This window comes from Microbacterium sp. 1S1, from assembly GCF_008271365.1.
Taxonomy (GTDB): domain Bacteria; phylum Actinomycetota; class Actinomycetes; order Actinomycetales; family Microbacteriaceae; genus Microbacterium.
This window is the reverse complement of sequence record NZ_CP043430.1, coordinates 102,792-124,761: the sequence shown is the minus strand read 5'-3', so window position 1 is coordinate 124,761 and position 21,970 is coordinate 102,792. Positions and strand designations below refer to the sequence as shown.

18 protein-coding genes, 1 tRNA gene and 1 other RNA gene are annotated in these 21,970 nt (G+C 70.7%); 16 read left to right on the top strand and 4 right to left on the bottom strand.

Annotation, left to right across the window (positions count from 1 at the left end):
* Nucleotides 1-3: 3 nt before the first annotated feature.
* Nucleotides 4-993 carry an AAA family ATPase gene (locus FY549_RS00635; protein WP_149083378.1) on the bottom strand — a complete coding sequence of 330 codons (990 nt, stop codon included), beginning with the start codon at nucleotides 991-993 and terminating at the stop codon, nucleotides 4-6.
* Nucleotides 994-1,193: 200 nt separating this feature from the next.
* Between FY549_RS00635 and ffs the strand changes: the two genes are divergently transcribed.
* From ffs to FY549_RS00555, 16 genes are all read left to right on the top strand, one after another.
* An RNA gene (gene ffs / locus FY549_RS00630) (signal recognition particle sRNA small type) lies at nucleotides 1,194-1,290 on the top strand.
* A gap of 48 nt (nucleotides 1,291-1,338) precedes the next feature.
* On the top strand, nucleotides 1,339-1,947 hold the full coding sequence (locus tag FY549_RS00625; RefSeq protein WP_149083377.1) for a rhomboid family intramembrane serine protease: 609 nt from the start codon (nucleotides 1,339-1,341) through the stop codon (nucleotides 1,945-1,947).
* 38 nt (nucleotides 1,948-1,985) lie between these two features.
* Nucleotides 1,986-2,642 carry a hypothetical protein gene (locus FY549_RS00620; protein ID WP_259614192.1) on the top strand — a complete coding sequence of 219 codons (657 nt, stop codon included), beginning with the start codon at nucleotides 1,986-1,988 and terminating at the stop codon, nucleotides 2,640-2,642.
* A 61-nt stretch (nucleotides 2,643-2,703) separates the two neighbouring features.
* A complete protein-coding gene (gene pta / locus FY549_RS00615; RefSeq protein ID WP_149083376.1) occupies nucleotides 2,704-4,833 on the top strand; it encodes a phosphate acetyltransferase in 2,130 nt (709 codons plus the stop codon).
* Nucleotides 4,830-6,050: an acetate/propionate family kinase gene (locus FY549_RS00610; RefSeq protein WP_149083375.1), complete on the top strand. Its 1,221-nt coding sequence runs from the start codon at nucleotides 4,830-4,832 to the stop codon at nucleotides 6,048-6,050. The genes pta and FY549_RS00610 overlap by 4 nt, the downstream gene beginning before the upstream one ends.
* A 99-nt stretch (nucleotides 6,051-6,149) precedes the next feature.
* Nucleotides 6,150-6,908 carry a beta-phosphoglucomutase family hydrolase gene (locus FY549_RS00605; protein WP_149083374.1) on the top strand — a complete coding sequence of 253 codons (759 nt, stop codon included), beginning with the start codon at nucleotides 6,150-6,152 and terminating at the stop codon, nucleotides 6,906-6,908.
* Nucleotides 6,905-9,412 carry a glycoside hydrolase family 65 protein gene (locus FY549_RS00600; RefSeq protein WP_149083373.1) on the top strand — a complete coding sequence of 836 codons (2,508 nt, stop codon included), beginning with the start codon at nucleotides 6,905-6,907 and terminating at the stop codon, nucleotides 9,410-9,412. The genes FY549_RS00605 and FY549_RS00600 overlap by 4 nt, the downstream gene beginning before the upstream one ends.
* Nucleotides 9,413-9,592: 180 nt before the next feature.
* Nucleotides 9,593-11,833 carry a DNA polymerase III subunit gamma and tau gene (locus FY549_RS00595; RefSeq protein WP_410428257.1) on the top strand — a complete coding sequence of 747 codons (2,241 nt, stop codon included), beginning with the start codon at nucleotides 9,593-9,595 and terminating at the stop codon, nucleotides 11,831-11,833.
* On the top strand, nucleotides 11,833-12,426 hold the full coding sequence (gene recR, locus FY549_RS00590) for a recombination mediator RecR (protein WP_149083371.1): 594 nt from the start codon (nucleotides 11,833-11,835) through the stop codon (nucleotides 12,424-12,426). Before FY549_RS00595 ends, recR begins: the two co-directional genes overlap by 1 nt.
* Nucleotides 12,423-13,337, top strand: a complete 915-nt coding sequence (locus tag FY549_RS00585) for a DMT family transporter (RefSeq protein ID WP_149083370.1) — start codon at nucleotides 12,423-12,425, stop codon at nucleotides 13,335-13,337. Before recR ends, FY549_RS00585 begins: the two co-directional genes overlap by 4 nt.
* An 81-nt stretch (nucleotides 13,338-13,418) precedes the next feature.
* Nucleotides 13,419-14,699 carry an aspartate kinase gene (locus FY549_RS00580; protein WP_025104257.1) on the top strand — a complete coding sequence of 427 codons (1,281 nt, stop codon included), beginning with the start codon at nucleotides 13,419-13,421 and terminating at the stop codon, nucleotides 14,697-14,699.
* A 355-nt stretch (nucleotides 14,700-15,054) separates the two neighbouring features.
* Complete coding sequence (locus FY549_RS00575) at nucleotides 15,055-16,125, top strand: aspartate-semialdehyde dehydrogenase (protein ID WP_149083369.1); 1,071 nt, start codon at nucleotides 15,055-15,057, stop codon at nucleotides 16,123-16,125.
* Between the two features lie 88 nt (nucleotides 16,126-16,213).
* Entirely contained in the window at nucleotides 16,214-17,644 is a 1,431-nt protein-coding gene (gene mqo / locus FY549_RS00570; protein WP_200839111.1) for a malate dehydrogenase (quinone), read from the top strand.
* A gap of 9 nt (nucleotides 17,645-17,653) precedes the next feature.
* The gene (locus FY549_RS00565; protein ID WP_149083367.1) at nucleotides 17,654-18,307 is read left to right on the top strand and encodes a thymidine kinase; all 654 of its coding nucleotides are present in this window, start codon (nucleotides 17,654-17,656) and stop codon (nucleotides 18,305-18,307) included.
* Nucleotides 18,308-18,463: 156 nt separating this feature from the next.
* Complete coding sequence (locus FY549_RS00560) at nucleotides 18,464-19,186, top strand: FadR/GntR family transcriptional regulator (protein ID WP_149083366.1); 723 nt, start codon at nucleotides 18,464-18,466, stop codon at nucleotides 19,184-19,186.
* Between the two features lie 10 nt (nucleotides 19,187-19,196).
* Nucleotides 19,197-20,474 (top strand): alpha-hydroxy acid oxidase, encoded by a 1,278-nt coding sequence (locus FY549_RS00555; protein WP_149083365.1) that lies wholly within the window; start codon nucleotides 19,197-19,199, stop codon nucleotides 20,472-20,474.
* An 88-nt stretch (nucleotides 20,475-20,562) separates the two neighbouring features.
* On the opposite strand, the gene FY549_RS00550 is transcribed toward FY549_RS00555, so the two are convergent.
* From FY549_RS00550 to FY549_RS00540, 3 genes are all read right to left on the bottom strand, one after another.
* On the bottom strand, nucleotides 20,563-21,330 hold the full coding sequence (locus FY549_RS00550; protein ID WP_149083364.1) for an HAD-IIB family hydrolase: 768 nt from the start codon (nucleotides 21,328-21,330) through the stop codon (nucleotides 20,563-20,565).
* Complete coding sequence (locus FY549_RS00545; protein ID WP_149083363.1) at nucleotides 21,327-21,803, bottom strand: VanZ family protein; 477 nt, start codon at nucleotides 21,801-21,803, stop codon at nucleotides 21,327-21,329. Before FY549_RS00545 ends, FY549_RS00550 begins: the two co-directional genes overlap by 4 nt.
* A 68-nt stretch (nucleotides 21,804-21,871) precedes the next feature.
* Nucleotides 21,872-21,948 (bottom strand) — tRNA-Pro (locus tag FY549_RS00540).
* Nucleotides 21,949-21,970: the final 22 nt, after the last annotated feature.

Here is a 21,970-nt window from a genome sequence, read left to right as displayed (position 1 = left end):
GTCTCAGGAGCGCGTCGCGACGGGGACGCGGACCCGCTCCGCGATCTGGGTGAGCGCGGCCTCGACCGGCTGCGCGCCCGCACGGTGTGCGCCGCGGGCCGGGAGCAGGCGATGGGCGAGCACGGGGATGAGCAGGTCGGTGATGTCGTCGGGGATGACGTAGTCGCGGCCGTCCAGGGCGGCCCACACCTTCGCGGCGCGGACGAGCTGCAACGTGGCCCGCGGGCTGGCACCGAGGTGCAGATTCGGGTCGGTCCGCGTCGCCTGGGCGAGCGCGACCGCGTACTCCTCCAGCGCGGGCGCCACGTGCACGGCTCGCGCCCACGCGATGAGCTGGGAGATCGCGGTGGCGTCCGCGACCGGGGTCACGGTGGCCAACGGGTTCACGACGTCGCGCTGCCGGAGCATGAGGGCCTCGGCGGCGGGGTCGGGATAACCCATGGAGATCCGCATCATGAAGCGGTCCCGCTGCGCCTCGGGGAGAGCGTAGGTGCCCTCCATCTCCAACGGGTTCTGCGTGGCGACGACGAGGAACGGGTCGGGGAGCCGGTGGGTCGAGCCGTCGACCGTGACCTGCCCCTCCTCCATCGCCTCCAGCAGTGCGGACTGGGTCTTGGGGGAGGAGCGGTTGATCTCGTCGGCGATGACGATGTGTGCGAACACGGCACCGCGCTTGAACTCGAACTCGCGGTCGACCGGGTTGTACACCGACACGCCCGTGACGTCACCGGGGAGCAGGTCGGGGGTGAACTGGATGCGGCGGACGGTGGCGTCGACGGTCGCGGCGAGGGCGCGTGCCAGCATGGTCTTCCCGACGCCGGGAACATCCTCGATCAGCAGGTGGCCTTCGGCGAGCAGGCAGACGAGGGCGCTGCGCACGGCCTCGGGCTTCCCGTCGATCACCTGGCTGATCGCGCCGAGGATGGCCGCGGTCTGCGCGGCGAACCCGTCGGCGTCGATCGCGACCGGGCTCAGGGGGGCGTTCTCTGGCATGCGTTCCCTCTCGTCCGGCGCAACGATGCGCGTGCATCGATCGTACGCTCCGCACGGCCCGCGGGACCATGCCGGGCTCCCCGGTCTCCCGGAGACAGCGGAGCCGGCGGCCAGCCCAGATCGGGTACCGCGGCTCCGCGGGGTCGAGCAGGGCGGGACGGGGTGTGTCATCGCGCCGCCCGGCGTCGGGTAGAGTGGACGACGGCTCTCCGCGTGGCGGCATCCAGGCCAATTCCCCCAGGGCGGAAACGCAGCAAGGGTAACCGGGCTCTGCTGGGTGCGCGGAGGGTCATTTCTTTTGCCCGCGCACAGCCACCCGCAGGGTGCGGCTGCGACAATCGAGCGGTGACCGTTCCCCCGTCTGCCAGGCCCGAGCATCCGCTGCGGCGATTCGCGTCGCCCGTGCTGCTGCTCGCCGCGATGTGGGCCGTACAGCTCGCGGACGCCGTGCTTCCCGGCTCGTTCAGCGGTTTCGGCATCCGTTCGTGGGACCCGGCCGGGCTGCTGGGGATTCTCTTCGCCCCGCTGCTGCACGCGAGCTGGGCCCACCTCATCGCGAACTCCGTGCCGTTTCTCGTTCTCGGCTGCCTGGTGGCCGTCGAGGGCACGCGGCGGTTCTGGGCGGTCACCGGCATCGTCGCGGTCATCGGCGGGGTGGGCACCTGGCTCGTGAACGCGCCGGGGACGCTCACGGTCGGTGCATCGGGGCTCGTGTTCGGGTACTTCGGCTACGTGGTGATGCGGGTGTTCGCTCCCGGCCGCGTGTCGCACCGCATCCTCTACGCGGTGATCGCCGTCGTCGTCGTCGGCTTGTACGGCGGCACCATGCTGGCGGGGGTGTTCGGGGTCGGTGACGGCGTCTCCTGGCAGGGGCATCTCTTCGGCGCGATCGGGGGCGGAGTGGCCGCGCTCGCCGGCCGCCGACCGGACCGACGCGGGGTCGTCCGGCGATGACGGCCCCGCGCACGAAAGCGACCGCGGCGAAGCGGAGCGTGCCGGCACGACGCTCGGCCGCGACGCGGGAGGCGGCCGCGCGCCGACGTCGTGAGGCCCGCCGCCGGGCCGCCCTGCGCGCACGGCGGAAGCGGATGCTCCAGCGCGTCGCCGTGTCGGCCGCGGTGGTGTCCGTGGTGGCCGGTCTGCTGGTGCTCATCCCTCTCGGTCTCGCCAGGGATCCGGCGCCGGTCTGCCTCGACCGCCCTGACACCTTCCCGCAGGCGGGGGTCGCGGGGTGGAGCGGCGAGCAGCTCGACAACGCCGCCACCATCATCCGCACCGCCGACGACCTCGGCTTCGCGCGGGATGGCCAGATCCTCGGCGTCATGACCGCGATGGGCGAGAGCAGCCTGCGCAACATCGACTACGGGGACTGGGAGACGCGCGGGTGGACCAACCCTGACGGCTCCCGCACGACCAGCATCGGCCTCTTCCAGCAGCAGGACTGGTGGGGGAGCGCGGAGCAGCGGATGGACCCCGCCACAGCCGCCCGCCTGTTCTTCGAGCGGCTCGGCCGCGTCCCTGACTGGCAGTCGATGACGCCGTCGCACGCCATCCACCGCGTGCAGGTCAACACCGACCGGGACTACTACACCCGGTACCAGGAGGATGCGGCGGCGGTCGTGGACGTGCTGTCCGGCCCCTGCGAGTGACACCGGCATTGTCACGGGATCGGCCGGGCGCGGTGTCGGGGTGCCCGCCTAAGCTGGAGCCGTGTCGCGGAGCATCTACATCACCTCGGCCGAAGGCCACACCGGGAAGTCGACGATCGCCCTCGGAGCGCTCGACGCGCTGATGCGCGTGTCGCCGCGGGTCGGGGTCTTCCGCCCGATCGCCCGCGCGGTCGCGGAGCGCGACGAGATCCTCGAGCTGCTGCTCGCGCACGACGGGGTGCAGCTCGACTACGAAGACTGCATCGGCGTCACCTACGACGACGTGCGCGCCGATCCCGAGGGTGCGCTGTCGACCATCGTCGCCCGCTTCAAGGCCGTCGAGGCGCAGTGCGACGCCGTCGTGATCGTCGGCAGCGACTACACCGATGTCGCGAGTCCCGCAGAGCTCGGCTTCAACGCACGCATCGCCGCGAATCTCGGCGCCCCCGTCCTGCTCGTGCTGAGCGGACGGGACCAGCAGCGACAGGCCGAGCAGCTCGGCACCACAACCGCGAGGGAGCCGGCTGCCGTCGGGCAGATCGCCGCCCTGGCCCTCCCGGAGCTCGCCGAGGAGCGCGCGGAGCTGTTCGCGGTGGCCGTCAACAGGGCCGACCCCGACGGGCTCGACGCCATCGTCGACGCGGTGCGCGCCGTCCTCCCCGAGGGCACGCCGGTCTGGGCGCTGCCCGAGGACCGCGCGCTCGTGGCGCCGTCCATCCGCGGCATCGTCTCCGCGGTCGACGGGACGCTCCTCAAGGGCGATGAGGAGCGCTTGACGGCGGTCGCGCTGTCGATCGTCGTGGCCGGCATGTCGATGGTGAACGTGCTGCCGCGCCTCACCGACGAAGCGGTGGTGGTGATCCCCGCCGACCGCACCGAGGTGCTGCTCGCGGCGCTCCTCGCCGACTCCTCCGGCACGTTTCCCCGGATCGCCGGGATCATCCTCAACGGTCCGTTCCCGCTGCCCGAGCCGATCCTCCGGCTGCTGGACGGCTTCTCCTCCTCGGTCCCGATCATCACCACCGACCTGGGCACGTACGACACGGCCGTGCGCGTCATGGGCACCCGCGGCCGCATCTCCGCCGATTCGCGCGGCCGCTACGACCGGGCGCTCGGACTCTTCCACGCCCACGTCGATGTCGCCGAGCTCACGGAGCAGCTGGGGCTCGCCGAGTCCCACGTCGTCACGCCGCTCATGTTCCAGTACGGCCTGATGGAGCGGGCACGGGCGGACCGCCGGCACATCGTGCTCCCCGAGGGCGACGACGACCGCATCCTCCGCGCGGCGGCAGCCCTGCTGGCCCGTGAGGTCGCGGAGCTGACCATCCTCGGCGACGAGAGCGGCATCCGCGCCAGGGCGGGGGAGCTCGGTCTCGACATCGCCGACGCTCAGGTGCTGAGTCCGACCGACCCGGCCCTCGTCGAGCGGTTCGCCGCCGAGTACGCCCGGCTGCGCGCCCACAAGGGGATCACGCTCGCGCAGGCCGCCGACACCGTCACCGACGTCTCCTACTTCGGGACGATGATGGTGCACCTCGGACTCGCCGACGGCATGGTCTCCGGCGCCGCGCACACCACGGCGCACACGATCCGCCCGTCGTTCGAGATCATCAAGACCAAGCCCGGTGTGAACGTCGTCTCCAGCGTCTTTCTCATGGCCCTCGCCGACCGCGTGCTGGTGTACGGCGACTGCGCGGTCATCCCCGACCCGACGGCCGAGCAGCTCGCCGACATCGCGATCTCGTCCGCCACGACCGCTCGGCAGTTCGGCATCGATCCACGTGTGGCGATGCTGTCGTACTCCACCGGCGAGTCCGGGTCGGGGGCCGACGTCGACAAGGTGAGGGCTGCGACGGCGCTCGTGCGCGAACGCGCTCCCGAGCTCCTGGTGGAGGGTCCCATCCAGTACGACGCCGCAGCGGACGCGGCGGTCGCCAAGGCCAAGCTGCCGGACTCCGCGGTGGCGGGGCGCGCGACCGTGTTCGTCTTCCCCGACCTCAACACCGGCAACAACACGTACAAGGCCGTGCAGCGCTCCGCCGGCGCCGTGGCGATCGGGCCGGTGCTGCAGGGGCTCAACAAGCCGATCAACGACCTCTCCCGGGGTGCGCTCGTCGACGACATCGTGAACACGGTGGCCATCACGGCGATCCAGGCGCAGGGCGCCGAGCGAGGGGAGGAGCGGCCGTGAGCGCGATCCTCGTGATCAACAGCGGGTCGTCGTCGCTGAAGTACAGCCTCATCGACGTCGAGCACGAGGATGAGCTGGCCAGCGGACTGATCGAGCGCATCGGGCAGGACTCCAGCCCCGTCTCCCACACCGTGCGGCCGGAGCCGGTCGACGGCCCGACCGCGACCATGCTCGACGCCACCTACCGCGACGAGCAGCCCATCCCCGACCACGCCGCGGCCTTCGAGGTCATGCGCGCGCAGTTCGCGGCACACGGCCCCTCCCTCGACGCGCATCCGCCGGTCGCGGTGGGACATCGGGTGGTGCACGGCGGTGCGCGTTTCTACGCGCCGACGCTGATCGACGCGGACGTCGAGCGGCAGATCGACGAGCTCGCCGTGCTGGCGCCGCTGCACAACCCCGCGAACCTCGCCGGCATCCGGGCGGCCCGTGCCGTGTTCGACGCCGTGCCGCATGTCGCGGTCTTCGACACCGCGTTCCACCAGACCCTGCCGCCTGCGGCGTACACCTATGCGATCGACGCAGCGCTGGCCGCCGAGCACCGCGTCCGCCGGTACGGATTCCACGGCACGAGCCACCAGTACGTCAGCGAGACCGCCGCCCGCTTCCTCGGGCGTGACGTCGGAACACTCCGGCAGCTCGTTTTCCACCTCGGCAACGGCGCTTCGGTCACCGCGATCGACGGGGGGCGCTCGGTGGAGACCTCGATGGGACTCACGCCGCTCGAGGGACTCGTGATGGGCACGCGCTCCGGCGACCTCGATCCGGCGGCGCTCGTCCACCTGTCGCGTCGGGCCGGCTACACGATCGACGACCTCGACGCGCTGCTGAACACGCGCAGCGGACTGGCGGGCCTGGCCGGTCGCAGCGACATGCGCGACATCCTCGCGGGCGTCGCGGCGGGGGAAGAGGCCGCGACGCTCGCCTTCGACGTGTACATTCACCGTCTGCGCGCCTATGCCGGCGCCTACATCGCACAGCTCGGCGGGGTCGACGTCGTCTCGTTCACCGCCGGTGTGGGTGAGAACGCGGCGCCCGTGCGCGCGGCCGCGATGGCGACGCTCGGATTCGCGGGCATCGAGATCGACCCGGCCCGCAATGAGGCGAGGGAGCGCGGGATCCGCGTGATCTCGACCGACGCGTCACCGGTCACCGTGCTGGTCGTGCCCACCGACGAGGAGCTGCAGATCGCCAGGCAGACCGCCGAGCTCCTCTGATCCGGCTCTGGGGTTACCCCGTGCGCGCCGCCGCCATTACGCTGGCACAGTGGCACGGAGAGGTGCCGACCCGACCCTCGTCCTTCTCCTGGAGGCTCTGTGCCAGACACGCTGCCCGACCTGTTCCACGCAGACGGTGTGCTGTTCGATCTCGACGGCGTCCTCACGCCGACCGCCGAGGTGCACATGCGCGCCTGGAAGGCGGTCTTCGACGACGTCTTCGCCCGGTGGGACATCACCCCGCCGTACACCGACGAGGACTACTTCGCCTATGTCGACGGCAAGAAGCGCTACGACGGCGTCGCGAGCTTGCTGCGCAGTCGCAACGTCGAGGTGCCGTGGGGTGCCGTGGACGACGACCCGTCGGCGGAGACCGTCTGCGGCATCGGTAACCGGAAGAACGCCGCGTTCGCCGCGTCCCTCCGCAGCCAGGGCATCGCTCCGTTCCCCGGATCCCTCGCCATCGTCGAAGCGCTGCACGCCGCCGGCATCCCGCTCGGCGTCGTCTCCAGCTCGAAGAACGCGGAGGAGGTGCTGGCGGCCGCCGGGATCCGTTCCTTCTTCCGCGTCGTGATCGACGGCGTGGTCGCCGAGCGCGAGCACCTCGCATCGAAGCCCGCCGCCGACATGTTCGCGGCCGGTGCCACGGCCCTCGGCGTCGACCCGGCCCGCAGCATCGCGGTCGAGGACGCCACCTCCGGCGCCGCCTCCGCCGCCGCAGCCGGCTACGCCGTCGTCATCGGCGTCGACCGCGGTGCCGGCGCCGACGCGCTGCGCGCCGCCGGGGCCACCCACGTCGTCGACGACCTCGGCGTTCTGCTTCCCGACACTCGCACCGACACCCCGGAGACCGCATGATCGACCGCGACCGCTTCCCCGTCGACCCGTGGCGTCTGATCGAGACGCGTTACTCGGAGGAGGGCGTCGGCGAGACGCTGTTCTCGGTCGGCAACGGCTACCTCGGGCTGCGGGGCAACCACATCGAGGGGCGCGGCGCGCAGGAGCACGGCACCTTCATCAACGGTCTGCACGAGACCTGGCCTATCCGGCATGCCGAGCAGGCCTATGGCTTCGCCGAGGTCGGTCAGACCATCGTCAACGCCCCGGACGCGAAGGTGATGCGTCTCTACGTCGACGACGAGCCCATCTCGCTCGACGATGCGGACGTGCGCGAATACGCCCGCACGCTCGACATGCGCACGGGGGTGCTGGAGCGCCGCGTGGTCTGGGAGACCCCGTCCGGCAAGCGGGTCCGCATGCGCGACCAGCGTCTCGTGAGCTTCGAGGAGCGGCACCTCGCGGTGCTGCGGCTCGAGGTCGTCGTCGAGAACTCCGACGCGCCCGTGACCATCAGCTGCCAGCTCCTCAACCGTCAGGACGGGGCGGGCGTCTACGCCGGGTCCCCGATGACGACGAAGGGCGCCGCCTTCGACCCGCGCAAGGCCGAGCGCATCGCGGATCGCGTGCTGCAGCCGGCGGAGCACTGGCAGGACGGCCTGCGGTCGGCGCTGTCCTACCGGGTCGCCGCGTCCGGGATGACGGTCGCCGTCGTGGCCGACCACATCATCGAGACCGAGAACCACTACAACGTCCGCACGCTCATCGAGCCGGACATCGCCAAGAATGTCTTCCGCGTCCAGGCGAAGGCCGGCGTCCCCATCACGATCACCAAGCTCGTCAGCTACCACTCGTCCCGCGGGGTGCCCCCGCGGGAGCTCGTCGACCGCTGCCGGCGGTCGCTCGACCGGGCAGCGGACGAGGGTGTGGAGACGGTGTTCCGTCGTCAGCGCGAGTGGCTCGACGCGTTCTGGGAGCGCAGCGACGTGCAGATCGGTGGGCGCGACGACCTGCAGCAGGCCACCCGCTGGTGCCTGTTCCAGCTCGCGCAGGCCTCGGCCAGGGCGGACGGTGCCGGTGTTCCGGCCAAGGGGCTCACCGGCTCCGGCTACAGCGGCCACTACTTCTGGGACACCGAGATCTACGTGCTCCCGTTCCTCACCTACACGACGCCGCGCTGGGCCTACAACGCGCTCCGGGCCCGGGTGAAGATGCTCCCGGCTGCCCGCCGCCGCGCCGCACAGCTCAACGAGGCCGGCGCGCTCTTCCCGTGGCGCACGATCAACGGTGAGGAGGCCTCGGCCTACTACGCCGCCGGCACCGCCCAGTACCACATCAACGCCGACATCAGCTTCGCGCTCGGCAAGTACGTGCGCGCGACGGGCGACGAGGCGTTCCTGCGTCGGGAGGGGGCCGACGTCGCGATCGAGACCGCACGGCTCTGGGCCACCCTGGGCTTCTGGCGCGGGTCGCGTCTGGTGGAGCAGTCCGGTGGCGGCGACGGGATCCAGACGTTCCACATCCACGGGGTCACGGGTCCCGACGAGTACACGACCGTCGTGAACGACAATCTGTACACGAACGTCATGGCGCGGTACAACCTCCGCTATGCGGCCAAGGTCGTCCGCGAGATCCGCGACAGTTACCCCGAGGACTACGCGGCCCTCGTCGAGCGCACGGGCCTCGGTTCCGGTGAGGCGGAGTCCTGGGAGCGGGCGGCGGAGGCGATGTACATCCCGTACAGCGAGAGCCTCGGCATCCACCCGCAGGACTCGCTGTTCCTGGAGCGGGAGGTCTGGGACCTCGCGAACACCCCCGCCGACCAGCGCCCGCTGCTGCTGCACTTCCACCCGCTCGTGATCTACCGCTTCCAGGTGCTCAAGCAGGCCGACGTCGTGCTGGCGCTGTTCCTGCAGGGCAATCACTTCTCGCCGGAGGAGAAGAAGGCCGACTTCGACTACTACGACCCGCTGACGACGGGCGACTCGACCCTGTCGGCGGTCGTGCAGTCGATCCTCGCGGCCGAGGTCGGCTATCAGGACCTCGCGCAGAAGTACTTCGAGCAGTCGCTGTTCGTCGATCTGCACGACCTGCACCACAACGCGGCGGACGGCGTGCACGTGGCCTCGGCGGGAGGTGTGTGGACGGCACTGGTGTGCGGCTTCGGCGGCATGCGCGACTATGGGGGCGACCTCAGCTTCGACCCGCGGCTCCCGGAGTCCTGGCCGTCGCTGTCGTTCCCGTTGCAGTGGCAGGGCACCGCGATGCAGGTGACGGTCACACGGCACGAGCTTCGTGTGCGGGTGCGCAGCGGACCTCCGGTGCCGTTCAGCGTGCGGGACAACGCCTACATCGCGACTCTGGAGGACGAGGTCATCGTGCCGCTCGCGAACCAGGGTCCGGTGATCCCCGGGCGCCCCACGCTGCAGGAGTTCGCCGACGCCCGCCGCGACGACGGTACCCGCCTCTCGGCCTCCGTCCCCGTCATCACGAGTGCGATCCCGGTCATCGAATCCGTCGACTGATCATCCTCGCACCGACCCACCCCTGCTGCGTGCCTCCCACCCCTTTCGGACGCGCGCAAGGGGTGGGGCGCGTGAAAGGGGCCGGGTCGAGCGGGAGGGAGCAACGTCGGTGGCACGCCGTAGGCTGGAGGGGTGACCACAGCCCTCTACCGCCGCTACCGACCCGAGACGTTCGGCGAGATGATCGGGCAGTCGCAGGTGACCGATCCGCTCATGACCGCGCTGCGCGGCGACCGCGTAGGCCACGCCTATCTCTTCTCCGGTCCGCGCGGCTGCGGCAAGACCACCTCCGCGCGCATCCTCGCGCGCTGCCTGAACTGCGCGGAAGGGCCGACCGACACCCCCTGCGGAACATGCCCGAGCTGCGTCGAGCTGTCGCGCGCGGGCGGCGGGTCGCTCGACGTCGTCGAGATCGACGCGGCGAGCCACAACGGCGTCGACGACGCCCGCGACCTCCGCGAGCGCGCGACCTTCGCCCCCAGCCGGGACCGCTTCAAGATCTTCATCCTCGACGAGGCGCACATGGTCACGCCGCAGGGCTTCAACGCGCTGCTGAAGCTCGTGGAGGAGCCGCCGCCCCATGTGAAGTTCATCTTCGCCACGACGGAGCCCGAAAAGGTGCTCGGCACGATCCGCTCGCGCACCCATCACTACCCGTTCCGACTGGTCCCCCCCGCGGCGATGCTCGAGTACGTCGAGAAGCTCTGCGCGGAGGAAGGGGTGGTCGTCGAGCAGGGCGTCCTGCCGCTCGTGGTCCGCGCCGGCGGAGGGTCGCCCCGTGACACGCTGTCCCTGCTGGATCAGCTCATCGCGGGGTCCGATGCCCCGGCCGATTCGGAGACCGTCACGGTCGGCTACGCGCGAGCGGTGGCCCTGTTGGGGTACACCCATGGAGCGCTCCTCGACGAGATCGTCGATGCGCTCGCCGCGGGCGACGCAGCCTCCGCCTTCCCCGCCATCGATCGGGTCGTGCAGACCGGGCAGGACCCGCGGCGTTTCGTCGACGACCTGCTGGAGCGCCTGCGCGACCTCATCGTCATCGCCGCCGTCGGCTCCGGCGCGTCCGCCGTGCTGCGCGGCATCGCCGAGGACGAGCTCGACCGGATGCGCCGTCAGGCGGAGGCTTTCGGCGCCGCGCGCCTCTCGCGCACGGCCGACGTGGTCAGCGCGGCCCTCGACGACATGTCCGGGGCGACCTCGCCACGGCTCCACCTCGAGCTCATGGTCGCGCGTGTGCTCGCCGCGGCGCCCGGTGGCACCGAGGTGTCCGGCGCCGCCGCGTCCGGTGCTGCCGTGTCCGGCGCGCTGCATCCGCCGGCGACGACCCGCCCGCCGGTGATCCCTGCCGACGTCCGCGCCGCCCTCGGCGACCGTCGCATCCGAGACCGAGACCGCGACGGCGACATCCCCGGTGACGCCGACGGCATCGACCTCGCCCACGCCGCCCCCTCCGGTCCGGCGCCGGCCCCCTCCGGTCCCGCGCCGGCGGCCGAGCACGAGCGCTCCCCGGAACCCGATCCGGTCCCGGAACCCGCGCGTAGCCCGGAGCCCGCGCCCGCTCCGACCCCGGGGTCGTCCGCCGCGCCGTCCGCTCCAGTCACGTTCGACCGCATCCGCGACGCCTGGCCTGCCGTGCTGAAGCGTCTCGAGGGCATCAGCCGCACGTCCTGGCTCCTCGCCACCGCCGTGCAGCCGCTGGCCTACGACGGGGATTCCGAGGTCCTGACCCTCGGATTCACGAGCCAGCACGATGTCGCGAAGTTCAAGGGCACCACGCCCGGCTCGGGGCCGTCCGACCACCTCCGCACGGCCATCGAGCAGGAGGTCGGCGTCCGGGTCAAGTACCTTCCGGCGCCGATGCCGCCCGGGGAGCGCCGCGCCAGCCGGCATCGCCCGGTTCCGCCGCGGCGACCGACGCCGCTCCCGCATCGGAGCCTGCGTCAGGAGGCCGCTCCCGGCCCCAGGCGCGGTCAGCAGCGTCGGCCCCCGTCACCGACTGGGCGGTCGCGCCGATTCCGACCGCGCCCGCCGTGGCACCCGCGGCACCGCTCGCAGTGGACGAGGAGCCGGAGGAGGTCGAGGCCGCCTCCGCCGCTCCGACCCCGCCGGCCGACGGCAGGGTCGACCGGGACGAGCCGCCGCTGCCCGGCGACGACGACGCGCCCGCGTTCGACGAGGAGCCGCCGTACGATCCGGCCTACGAGCCATCGGCTCCGTACGACGGCCCTCCCTCCCCCGAGCGACACCGACCCCAGCCCCGCAGGCTGCCGGGCGCGCGGCTCCCGCCGCCGCGCCGCCGGTCGTCATCGAGCGCACCCCGCCGGGGGCGTGCAGCGCTACGGTGAGGCCGTGATCCGCCAGGTGCTCGGCGCGACGTTCCTTCGCGAAGAGCCCTACGAGCCCCCGACGAGGTTCTCCTGATGTACGACGGCATCGTCCAAGAGCTGATCGATGAGTTCGGTCGCCTTCCCGGGATCGGTCCGAAGTCGGCGCAGCGCATCGCGTTCCACATCCTGCAGACCCCGACGTTCGACGTTGCCCGGCTCGCTGAGCTGCTGACCGAGATCCGCGTCCGCGTCCGCTTCTGCGAGATCTGCGGCAACGTCGCGGAGCAGGAGCGCTGCGCCATCTGCCGTGATCCCCGCCGCAACCAGGCCCTGATCTGCGTGGTCGAGGATGCGAAGGACGTCGCCGCGATCGAACGCACCCGCGAGTTCCGCGGCCTGTACCACGTGCTCGGTGGAGCGATCAGCCCGATCGCCGGCATCGGCCCGGACGACCTGCGGATCGCTCAGCTCATGACCCGCCTCGCCGACGGCACGGTACAGGAGGTCATCATCGCCACGAACCCCAACCTGGAGGGGGAGGCGACGGCGAGCTACCTGAGTCGCCTGCTCACCACGATGCAGGTCACGGTCTCCCGGCTCGCCTCCGGCCTTCCCGTCGGCGGCGACCTCGAGTACGCGGACGAGGTGACGCTGGGCCGAGCCTTCGAAGGCCGGCGCGTGCTGTGACCCCGCAGTCCGGGTTCTCGCGGCGGGGCTGGCTGCTCTTCGGGGCGATGGCCCTGCTGTGGGGCGTGCCCTACCTCTTCATCAGCGTCGCGGTGGAGTCGATCTCCCCACCGGCGGTCGTCGCGGGTCGCACGCTCATCGCGGCCCTCCTCCTGCTGCCGTTCGCACTGCGCAGCGGCGCCCTTCGCGCCGCGCTCCGGCACTGGCCGTGGGTGCTCGCGTTCGGGGCGGTCGAGATGGCCGGGCCCTTCCTCCTCCTCGGTCATGCCGAGATGACCCTCCCGTCCGGCATGACGGGCCTTCTGGTCGCGACCGTACCGCTGTTCGCGGCTCTCATCGCGCTGGGCGGCGGTGACCGCGGGGTGCTGCGCCCCGCCCGCGGCATCGGCCTGCTCGTCGGCTTCGTCGGCGTGGCCGTCGTGGTGGCGGGGCCTGGACTCTTCGGGGGAGAGGTGAGCCTGCTCGCCGCGGTGGAGGTGCTGCTCGTGGCGGTGCTCTACGCGATCGCGCCCTTCATCGTGGCCCGCAAGCTGAACGACGTCCCCTCGCTCGGGACGATCACGCTCTCGTTGCTCATGATCGGGATCCTTTACCTCCCGATCGGCCTGCTCACGCAGCACGAGGTCCCGACGCTCCCGTCCATCGGTGCCCTGCTCGCTCTCGCCGTCATCTGCACGGCCGTGGCCTTCCTGGCGTTCTTCGCGCTCATTCGCGAGGTCGGGCCGGTCAGGGCGCCGCTGTTCACCTATGTGAACCCGGTCGTGGCGATCGTGCTCGGGGCGATCGTGCTGGCCGAGCCCCTGACGCCCGGTCTCCTCCTCGGATTTCCGCTGATCATCATCGGCTGCTGGTTCGCCGCGACCGGAGGACGCCTGCGTCCGGTGACCCCCGTTCCTCCCGCCCCCGCGTGAGTCGTCACATGCGCGAGGCGGCATGCGCGCCGATCGTAGAATGACCGTGGGCGGATCCGCCCGACATCCCAGGGAGTGAACGTGGCCCTCATCGTGCAGAAGTACGGCGGCTCGTCGGTCGCCGACGCAGAGAGCATCAAGCGCGTCGCCAAGCGCATCGTGGACACGCGTCGCGCCGGTCACGACGTCGTCGTCGCGGTCAGCGCGATGGGCGACACCACCGATGAACTGCTGGACCTCGCGAACGAGGTCGCGCCGATCCCGGCGCCGCGCGAACTCGACATGCTCCTGTCCAGCGGTGAGCGCATCTCGATGGCGCTGCTCGCGATGGCCATCCACTCCATGGGCTTCGAGGCGCGGTCGTTCACCGGCAGCCAGGCCGGCATGATCACCGACTCGCAGCATGGGGCCGCTCGTATCGTCGACGTCACGCCCGTCCGGCTCCGCGAGGCGCTCGACGAGGGGGCGATCGTCATCGTCGCGGGCTTCCAGGGATTCAACCGCGACACCCGCGACATCACCACGCTCGGCCGCGGCGGCTCGGACACGACCGCCGTCGCCCTGGCTGCAGCGCTGTCGGCCGACGTCTGCGAGATCTACAGCGACGTCGACGGCATCTTCACCGCCGACCCTCGGGTGATCCCGAAGGCGCAGAAGCTCGACCACGTCTCCAGCGAGGAGATGCTGGAGCTCGCGGCGAACGGCGCCAAGGTCCTCTACATCCGCGCCGTCGAGTACGCCCGTCGGCACGGCGTCCTGATCCACGCCCGGTCGACGTTCTCGTCGGCGGAGGGCACGTACGTTCTGGGCGAGGGCATGAAGAACCCTCGCGAAGCCGAGGGAGCAGTCATGGAAGAACCGATCGTCGCCGGCGTCGCCACCGACTTCAGCCAGGCCAAGATCACCGTCGCCGGGGTGCCGGATGTCCCGGGGAAGGCGGCCGAGATCTTCAAGATCGTCGCGAAGTCCGGCGCCAACGTCGACATGATCGTGCAGAACGTCTCGGCGACGGGGCGCACGGACATCTCCTTCACGGTTCCCAAGGCCGACGCCGCCGCCGCGCTCAAGGCGCTCGCCGGTGAGCAGACCGAGGTCGGCTTCCAGAACCTGATCCACGACGACCAGATCGGCAAGCTGTCGGTGGTCGGTGCGGGGATGCGCACGCACTCCGGCGTCTCCGCGACCCTGTTCGAGGCCCTGTCCGCAGGAGGCATCAACATCGAGATGATCTCCACCTCGGAGATCCGCATCTCCGTCGTGCTCCGTGACACCGACCTCACCGAGGCCGCCCGCACCGTGCACACGGCCTATGGTCTCGACGGCGACGCGGAAGCCACCGTCCACGCCGGCACCGGGCGCTGACCCCGCCCCACGAGAGCGCCCCACGCCAGCTCAGGCGTTCGCGCGGGTTCAGGCGGTGCTGTGCACGCGTGCCTGTTGTCCCGCGTTCGCCTGTTCTCGCGGGTCTGCCTGTTTCCCGGGGCCCACGCCAGCTCAGGCGTTCGCGCGGGTTCAGGCGGTGCTGTGCACGCGTGCCTGTTGTCCCGCGTTCGCCTGATCGCCCGGGGGTGCTGCCCTCGTGAAACCGACGGGCTTCGGGGTCGTCGCGGCGCGATAGACTCGCCGAAACCCTGACATCGGCGCCAGGCGCAGCATCAGCATCCCGACGCCGCGCCCGGAGCCTCGTACGCCGTACCGCACGAAGCCAAGGAACATCATGACCCGCATCTCCGAATCAGGACTCTCCGTCGCCATCGTCGGCGCCACCGGCCAGGTGGGCACCGTGATGCGCGAGATTCTCGCGGAGCGTTCGTTCCCGATTCGCGAGCTGCGCCTGTTCTCGTCGGCGCGGTCGGCGGGGACGGCGCTCGAGTTCGGCGGGCAGACGGTGATCGTGGAGGACGTCGAGGCGGCCGACCCGTCGGGCATCGACATCGCCCTGTTCTCCGCCGGTGCCACGGCCAGCCGTGCCTACGCCCCGCGGTTCGCGGACGCCGGTGCCGTGGTCGTCGACAACTCCAGCGCCTGGCGCATGGACCCCGAGGTGCCGCTGGTCGTCAGCGAGGTCAACCCGCACGCCATCGACGACCGCCCCAAGGGCATCATCGCGAACCCGAACTGCACCACGATGGCCGCGATGCCGGTGCTCAAGGTCCTGGATGCCGAAGCGGGACTCGAACGGCTGATCGTGTCGACGTATCAGGCGGTCTCCGGTTCCGGCCTCGCCGGGGCGCAGGAACTGCTGGGTCAGGTCGAGGGTGTGCTCGCGCAGGGGGACACGCTGCGTCTGGTGCACGACGGATCGGCGGTCGACTTCCCCGAGCCCGAGAAGTACGTGGCACCGATCGCGTTCGACGTGATCCCGCTCGCGGGCAACCTCGTCGACGACGGCCTGAACGAGACGGACGAAGAGAAGAAGCTCCGCAACGAGAGCCGGAAGATCCTCGAGCTCCCCGACCTCCGCGTTGCGGGTACCTGCGTCCGGGTCCCGGTCTTCACCGGACACTCCCTCTCGATCCACGCCGAGTTCGCGCGGGACATCACTCCCGAGCGTGCCCGCGAGGTCCTCGGTGCCGCACCCGGCGTCGTCCTGGACGAGGTTCCGACGCCGTTGCAGGCCGCGGGCAAGGACCCGAGCTTCGTCGGCCGGATCCGCGCCGACCAGTCCGCTCCGGAGGGCAAGGGCCTCGTGCTCTTCATCAGCAACGACAACCTCCGCAAGGGCGCGGCCCTGAACGCGGTCCAGATCGCCGAGGTGCTGGCGGAGCGTCTCGCCCCGGTGTCCTGACGGCCGCATGGTCTGCGGTGTCCTGCCCGCGAACTAGACTGGTCGGGTGACTGAAAACGTCGATGTCGTCCTGATCGGCGGTGGCATCATGAGCGCCACCCTGGGTACCCTGCTGCACGAGCTGCAGCCGGACTGGAAGATCGTCGCGTTCGAGCGACTGTCGGACGTGGCGCAGGAGAGCTCGAACCCCTGGAACAACGCCGGGACCGGGCACGCAGCACTGTGTGAGCTGAACTACATGCCGCAGCAGGGCGACGCGCCGCTCGACCCCGCGAAGGCCATCTCGATCAACGAGCAGTTCCAGCAGAGCCGCCAGTTCTGGTCGTCGCTCGTCGAGAAGGGTGTGCTGGACGAGCCCTCGACGTTCATCAACGCCACCCCGCACATGACGTTCGTGCGTGGCGAGAAGGACGTCGCGTACCTCAAGAAGCGCTATGAGGTGCTCAAGGAGCAGCCGCTGTTCGCGGGCATCGAGTACAGCGAAGACTCCCGTGTCATCAACCAGTGGGCGCCGCTGCTCATGCAGAAGCGTCGCAAGGGGGAGCCGTTCGCGGCGACCCGGGTGCCCGCCGGGACCGACGTCGACTTCGGTGCGCTGACCCATCAGCTGTTCGACCACCTCCGCTCGTCGGGCGTCTCGGTACGGACGAATCACGAGGTCAAGTCGCTCAAGCGCCAGAAGGACGGCACCTGGCTCATCAAGTACCGCACGACGGTGGGCCGTACGCCGAACGAGATCAAGGCGAAGTTCGTTTTCGTCGGTGCCGGCGGCTGGGCGCTCAAGCTTCTGCAGAATTCTGGCATCCCTGAGATCAAGGGGTACGGCGTCTTCCCGATCGGCGGTCAGTTCCTCAAGACGACGAACCCGAAGATCGTCGCGCAGCACAAGGCGAAGGTGTACTCGCAGGCCTCCGTCGGCGCGCCACCCATGTCCGTGCCGCACCTCGACACCCGCGTCGTCGACGGCGAGGCGTCGCTCATGTTCGGCCCGTTCGCGACGTTCAGCCCCAAGTTCCTCAAGAACGGCTCGATGCTCGACATCGTCACGCAGGTCCGTCCGCACAACCTGTGGCCGATGCTGCGCGTGGCGTTCGCGAACCCCGACCTCATCACATACCTCATCAGCGAGCTGATGAAGAACCACCGCAAGAAGGTCGACAGTCTCCGCACGTTCATGCCCACCGCGAAGGACGAGGACTGGACGCTCATCAACGCCGGTCAGCGCGCGCAGGTCATGAAGAAGGACCCCAAGAAGGGCGGGGTGCTCCAGTTCGGAACCGAGGTCGTCGCGGCTGGTGACGGGTCGATCGCGGGGCTCCTTGGTGCGTCCCCCGGGGCCTCGACGGCCGTGCCGATCATGCTCGACCTGCTGAAGAAGTGCTTCCCCGGCGAGTACCCCGGCTGGGAGTCGCAGCTGCGCGAGCTCATCCCCACCTTCGGCCGGAAGCTCAACGGCAACGCGGAGCTCGCGGAGGAGTCCACCAGCGCCACCGCCGCCGTCCTCGGCATCAACGCCTGACGTCGGACCGTGGCGAAGCTCTACTTCCGCTACGGCGCGATGAACTCGGGCAAGTCGACCGCCCTGCTGCAGGCCGCCTACAACTATGAGGAGCGCGGCCAGCATGTGCTGCTGGCCAAGCCCGCGATCGACACCAAGGGTGCGGGGGAGATTGAGAGCCGCCTCGGCGTCACGCGCCCCGTGGACTTCCTCATCGGCCCCGAGGACGACGCGCGTGCGCTCTTCGCCGCCCACCGTGATCGGATGCGTCGTTCGACGGAGGAGGAGCTCATCCCGACCGGCCCTGTCGACGTCGCCTGTCTCCTCGTCGACGAGGCGCAGTTCCTGACGCCGTCGCAGATCGACGATCTCTTCCGGATCGCGGTGGAGGACGGCATCCCGGTCATGGCCTACGGCATCCGGAACGACTTCCGCACCCACGCCTTTCCCGGTTCGGCTCGGCTCCTCGCGATCGCGCATTCCCTGGAGGAGCTCAAGACGATCTGCCGCTGCGGGCGGAAGGCGGTGTTCAACGGCCGCGTGGTCGGCGGCCGCTTCGTGTTCGACGGCGACCAGGTGGCCATCGACGAGGGTGCGGACGGTTCGGCGTCCCCGGAGCTCACCACCTACGAGTCGCTGTGCGGGACGTGCTACCTGGAGGAGTCCGGCGGCCGTCTCGGCTGACCCGACCGTCGACCCACCCCGCTCCGGTCGACCCACCCGCTCCGCGCGCCCGCAGCGGGCCGGGAGGCACAGAAGGGGGTGGGTGGGCATATCTCGCGGGGGCTTTGCGTGGTCTGACCACACGCGCTACTCTGTGGTCAGACCACAGGAGGCGGGATGATGGAGCAGCCGGCGCGCGCATGGCGGGTTGTGCTCGAGCACATCGAGCGTGATCTGCTCGACGGGCGCCTCGGCCCGGGCGACCGGCTGCCCTCGGAGCGCGACCTCGCCAGCGACCTGGGGGTCGGACGATCGAGCGTGCGGGAGGCCCTCCGCGTGCTCGAGGTGCTCGGCCTCATCCGCACGGCCACCGGATCCGGTCCGCAGGCGGGTGCCATCGTCATCGCCACGCCCACCGGCGGCATGTCCGCGCTGCTGCGGTTGCAGGTCGCCGCGCAGGGCTTCCCGCTGGACGACGTCGTCCGCACGCGTCTGGTGCTCGAGGACGCTGTCGTGGAGGCGATGGCCGAAGCCGACCATCGCGACACCGCCCGGGCGCACGAACTCCTGGCGGCGATGGACACCGAGGCGCTGACACCGTCGGAGTTCCTCGCCCTCGACGCGCAGCTGCACCTGTCGCTCGCCGAGGGGAGCGGCAACACCGTCATCGCGGCGATGATGGCGGGTCTCCGTTCCGCCATCGAGTCGTACGTGCTCGCCGGCGCCGAGACCGTGGACGACTGGGACCGCATGGCCGACCGCCTCCGGGCCGAGCATCGCGCCCTCGTCGCAGCGATCGACGAGGGCGACGCCGCCACCGCCCGTCGGCTCGTCCGCGCCCACATCACCGGCTACTACACCGCCGCGGGCCTCACCCGCGCCATCCCCCCGCAGAACTGAGAGGCAGAACATGGTCCAGCGCCAGCTCCCCAATCCCGCCGAGCTGTTGGAGCTCATGAAGTTCAAGAAGCCGGAGCTCGACGGCCGCAAGCGCCGTCTCGATGCCGCGCTCACGATCGACGACCTCCGGACCATCGCGAAGCGCCGGACGCCGAAGGCCGCCTTCGACTACACCGACGGCGCGGCAGAGGGAGAGCTCTCGCTGAGCCGGGCTCGCCAGGCGTTCCAGGACGTCGAGTTCCACCCCGGCATCCTCAAGCCGGCGCCGGACGTGGACACGGCCGTCGACATCCTCGGCGGGCCCTCGGCGCTCCCGTTCGGTATCGCACCGACCGGATTCACCCGGCTCATGCAGACCGAGGGCGAGGTCGCCGGCGCCGGGGCCGCCGCCGCGGCGGGCATCCCCTTCACGCTGTCCACGCTCGGCACCACGTCGATCGAGGACGTCAAGGCCGCGACCGTCCGCGAGCCGCAGGGTGCGGTTCCCGGGCGGAACTGGTTCCAGCTCTACGTGATGCGCGACCGGGAGATCTCCTACGAGCTGGCCCGTCGTGCCGCGGCCGCCGGCTTCGACACCCTCCAGTTCACGGTCGACACGCCGGTCGCCGGTGCGCGACTGCGCGACAAGCGCAACGGCTTCAGCATCCCGCCGCAGCTCACTCTGGGCACGATCGTCAACGCGATCCCGCGGCCCTGGTGGTGGTTCGACTTCCTGACGACTCCGAAGCTCGAGTTCGCGTCGCTCAGTTCGACCGGAGGCACCGTCGGCGAGCTGCTGGATGCAGCGATGGACCCGACCATCAGCTACGACGATCTCGCGGTCATCCGTGACATCTGGCCGGGGAAGATCGTCATCAAGGGCGTGCAGAACGTCGAGGACTCGGTCCGGCTGCGCGACGCCGGCGTGGACGGCATCGTCCTGTCGAACCACGGCGGCCGCCAGCTCGACCGCGCACCGATCCCGTTCCACCTCCTGCCCGAGGTGCGTCGGGCGGTCGGGGACGACTTCACCGTCATGATCGACACGGGCATCATGAACGGCGCCGACATCGTGGCGTCCGTCGCGCTCGGTGCCGACTTCACGCTGATCGGTCGGGCCTACCTCTACGGGCTGATGGCCGGTGGCCGCCAGGGCGTGGACCGTACGATCGCGATCCTCCGCGGTGAGATCGAGCGCACGATGCGCCTGCTGGGTGTCGCCTCCCTCGCGGAGCTCGAGCCCGGGCACGTGACCCAGCTCACCCGGCTCGTCCCCGTCACCCGCGCCGCCGGCGTCGAGGTGCGCTGACCCCTCCCGCACGACACGGCGACGCCTGCACGACGGATTCGGTTCCTGTGTCGTGCGGGCGTGCCGGGGTCGTGCAGGCGTGCCGGGGTCAGACCCGGGAGGTCAGCGTCGGCAGGAGCTCCTGCAGGCGCGCCGCCGTGTCCTCCCAGCCCTCCACGGCCACCGAGGGCACGCCGAGCGCGAGGACGGGGTAGTCGTTGCCGCCTTCGTCCAGGCGATCGCCGTAGAAGAGCATCGCGGACAGATCGATTCCCGTGTGCGTGGCGAGCTGCCGCATGCCGAAGGCCTTGTCGATCCCGGCGCGGGTGATGTCGATCGAGGTCGAGCCGCCGGAACGCACCTCGAGACCGGGGAGGCGCGCCGCCACGGCGTCGCGCAGGGCCCCGCGTTTGGAGCCCGTCGGGTCCCAGGCGTGCTTCGCGTCTCGCGGTGCCTGCTGGCCCAGGGCGGAGAACGTGATCTGCGAGCCGCGGTCTTCCAGGATCTCGCCCCAGGGCTCCGCCTCCCACAGTCCGAGACGTTCGGCTTCCTCGCGGAGAGCGGTGAGGGCGGCGGACTTCTCGTCGGCGCTCAGGTCGTGTGCGTACACCGCGACGAAATCGGTGCCGTCGTGGCGCAGGTACCGCGTACCGCAGGTCGGCAGCAGGTGAAGGCGGGCGAGGGCTGCCGGGTCGACGTCGGCGAGCTGAGCCACCACCTGCGTACGGAACTGCGCCTCGTTGCCTCCGGAGATGATCGCGACGTCGACCGAGCGCAGCAGCTCGCTGAGGAGCGCGGCGATCTGCGGGTCGATCGTGCCCTTGGACGGGGCGAGCGTGTCATCGAGGTCGAAGGCGACGAGAGAGGGCGATGTCATGATGCCTCCACCCTAGGCGTTCCCGGCCGGGAGGACGGTGTGGCGGTCAGCAGCGTGCAGAAGATCGCGAGGACGACGCCGATCGTCGCACCGGTGGAGTTGGCCAGCACGTCGCTCAGGGTGGCGGCACGATGCGGGAGGCCGATGGCTTGCGCCGTCTCGATCGCGACCGAGATCGCGGGACCGACGAGAAGCGACAGGGGCCAGGCCTGGCGCGGGAGGAGCAGGAACGCGAGGATTCCGACGGGGATGAAGACGCCGACGTTCGCGAGCACCTCGAGGCGCGTGAAGTCCAGGCTCGTCCAGCCGAGCCGCTGGATCGCGTGGAGGAGCAGATCGAGGAGATTGGGCATCGCCTGCTCCACGCGCGCGGGCGTGAGGGTGAGGAGAGCGACGGCGGCCAGGAAGGGAAGTCCGAGAGCCAGGGCCCACACGCGCGTCGAACGGCGTGGCGGCGGAAGGAGCCTCCCCATGCGTTCCCCTCTCGCACGTCGTCCCGATACAGAGAAGGCCGCCCCTGCGGGCGGCCTTCTCGTGTCACTGGTCGGGGTGACAGGATTTGAACCTGCGACCTCTTCGTCCCGAACGAAGCGCGCTACCAAGCTGCGCCACACCCCGTTTTGCAACCCTCCGAGTCTAC

Coding starts and splice junctions, on each gene's coding strand:
- FY549_RS00635 (WP_149083378.1), bottom strand. CDS start 993: ATGCCAGAGAACGCCCCCCTGAGCCCGGTCGCGATCGACGCCGACGGG.
- FY549_RS00600 (WP_149083373.1), top strand. CDS start 6,905: ATGATCGACCGCGACCGCTTCCCCGTCGACCCGTGGCGTCTGATCGAG.
- FY549_RS00595 (WP_410428257.1), top strand. CDS start 9,593: ATGATCGGGCAGTCGCAGGTGACCGATCCGCTCATGACCGCGCTGCGC.
- recR (WP_149083371.1), top strand. CDS start 11,833: ATGTACGACGGCATCGTCCAAGAGCTGATCGATGAGTTCGGTCGCCTT.
- FY549_RS00575 (WP_149083369.1), top strand. CDS start 15,055: ATGACCCGCATCTCCGAATCAGGACTCTCCGTCGCCATCGTCGGCGCC.
- mqo (WP_200839111.1), top strand. CDS start 16,214: ATGAGCGCCACCCTGGGTACCCTGCTGCACGAGCTGCAGCCGGACTGG.
- FY549_RS00560 (WP_149083366.1), top strand. CDS start 18,464: ATGATGGAGCAGCCGGCGCGCGCATGGCGGGTTGTGCTCGAGCACATC.
- FY549_RS00555 (WP_149083365.1), top strand. CDS start 19,197: ATGGTCCAGCGCCAGCTCCCCAATCCCGCCGAGCTGTTGGAGCTCATG.
- FY549_RS00550 (WP_149083364.1), bottom strand. CDS start 21,330: ATGACATCGCCCTCTCTCGTCGCCTTCGACCTCGATGACACGCTCGCC.
- FY549_RS00545 (WP_149083363.1), bottom strand. CDS start 21,803: ATGGGGAGGCTCCTTCCGCCGCCACGCCGTTCGACGCGCGTGTGGGCC.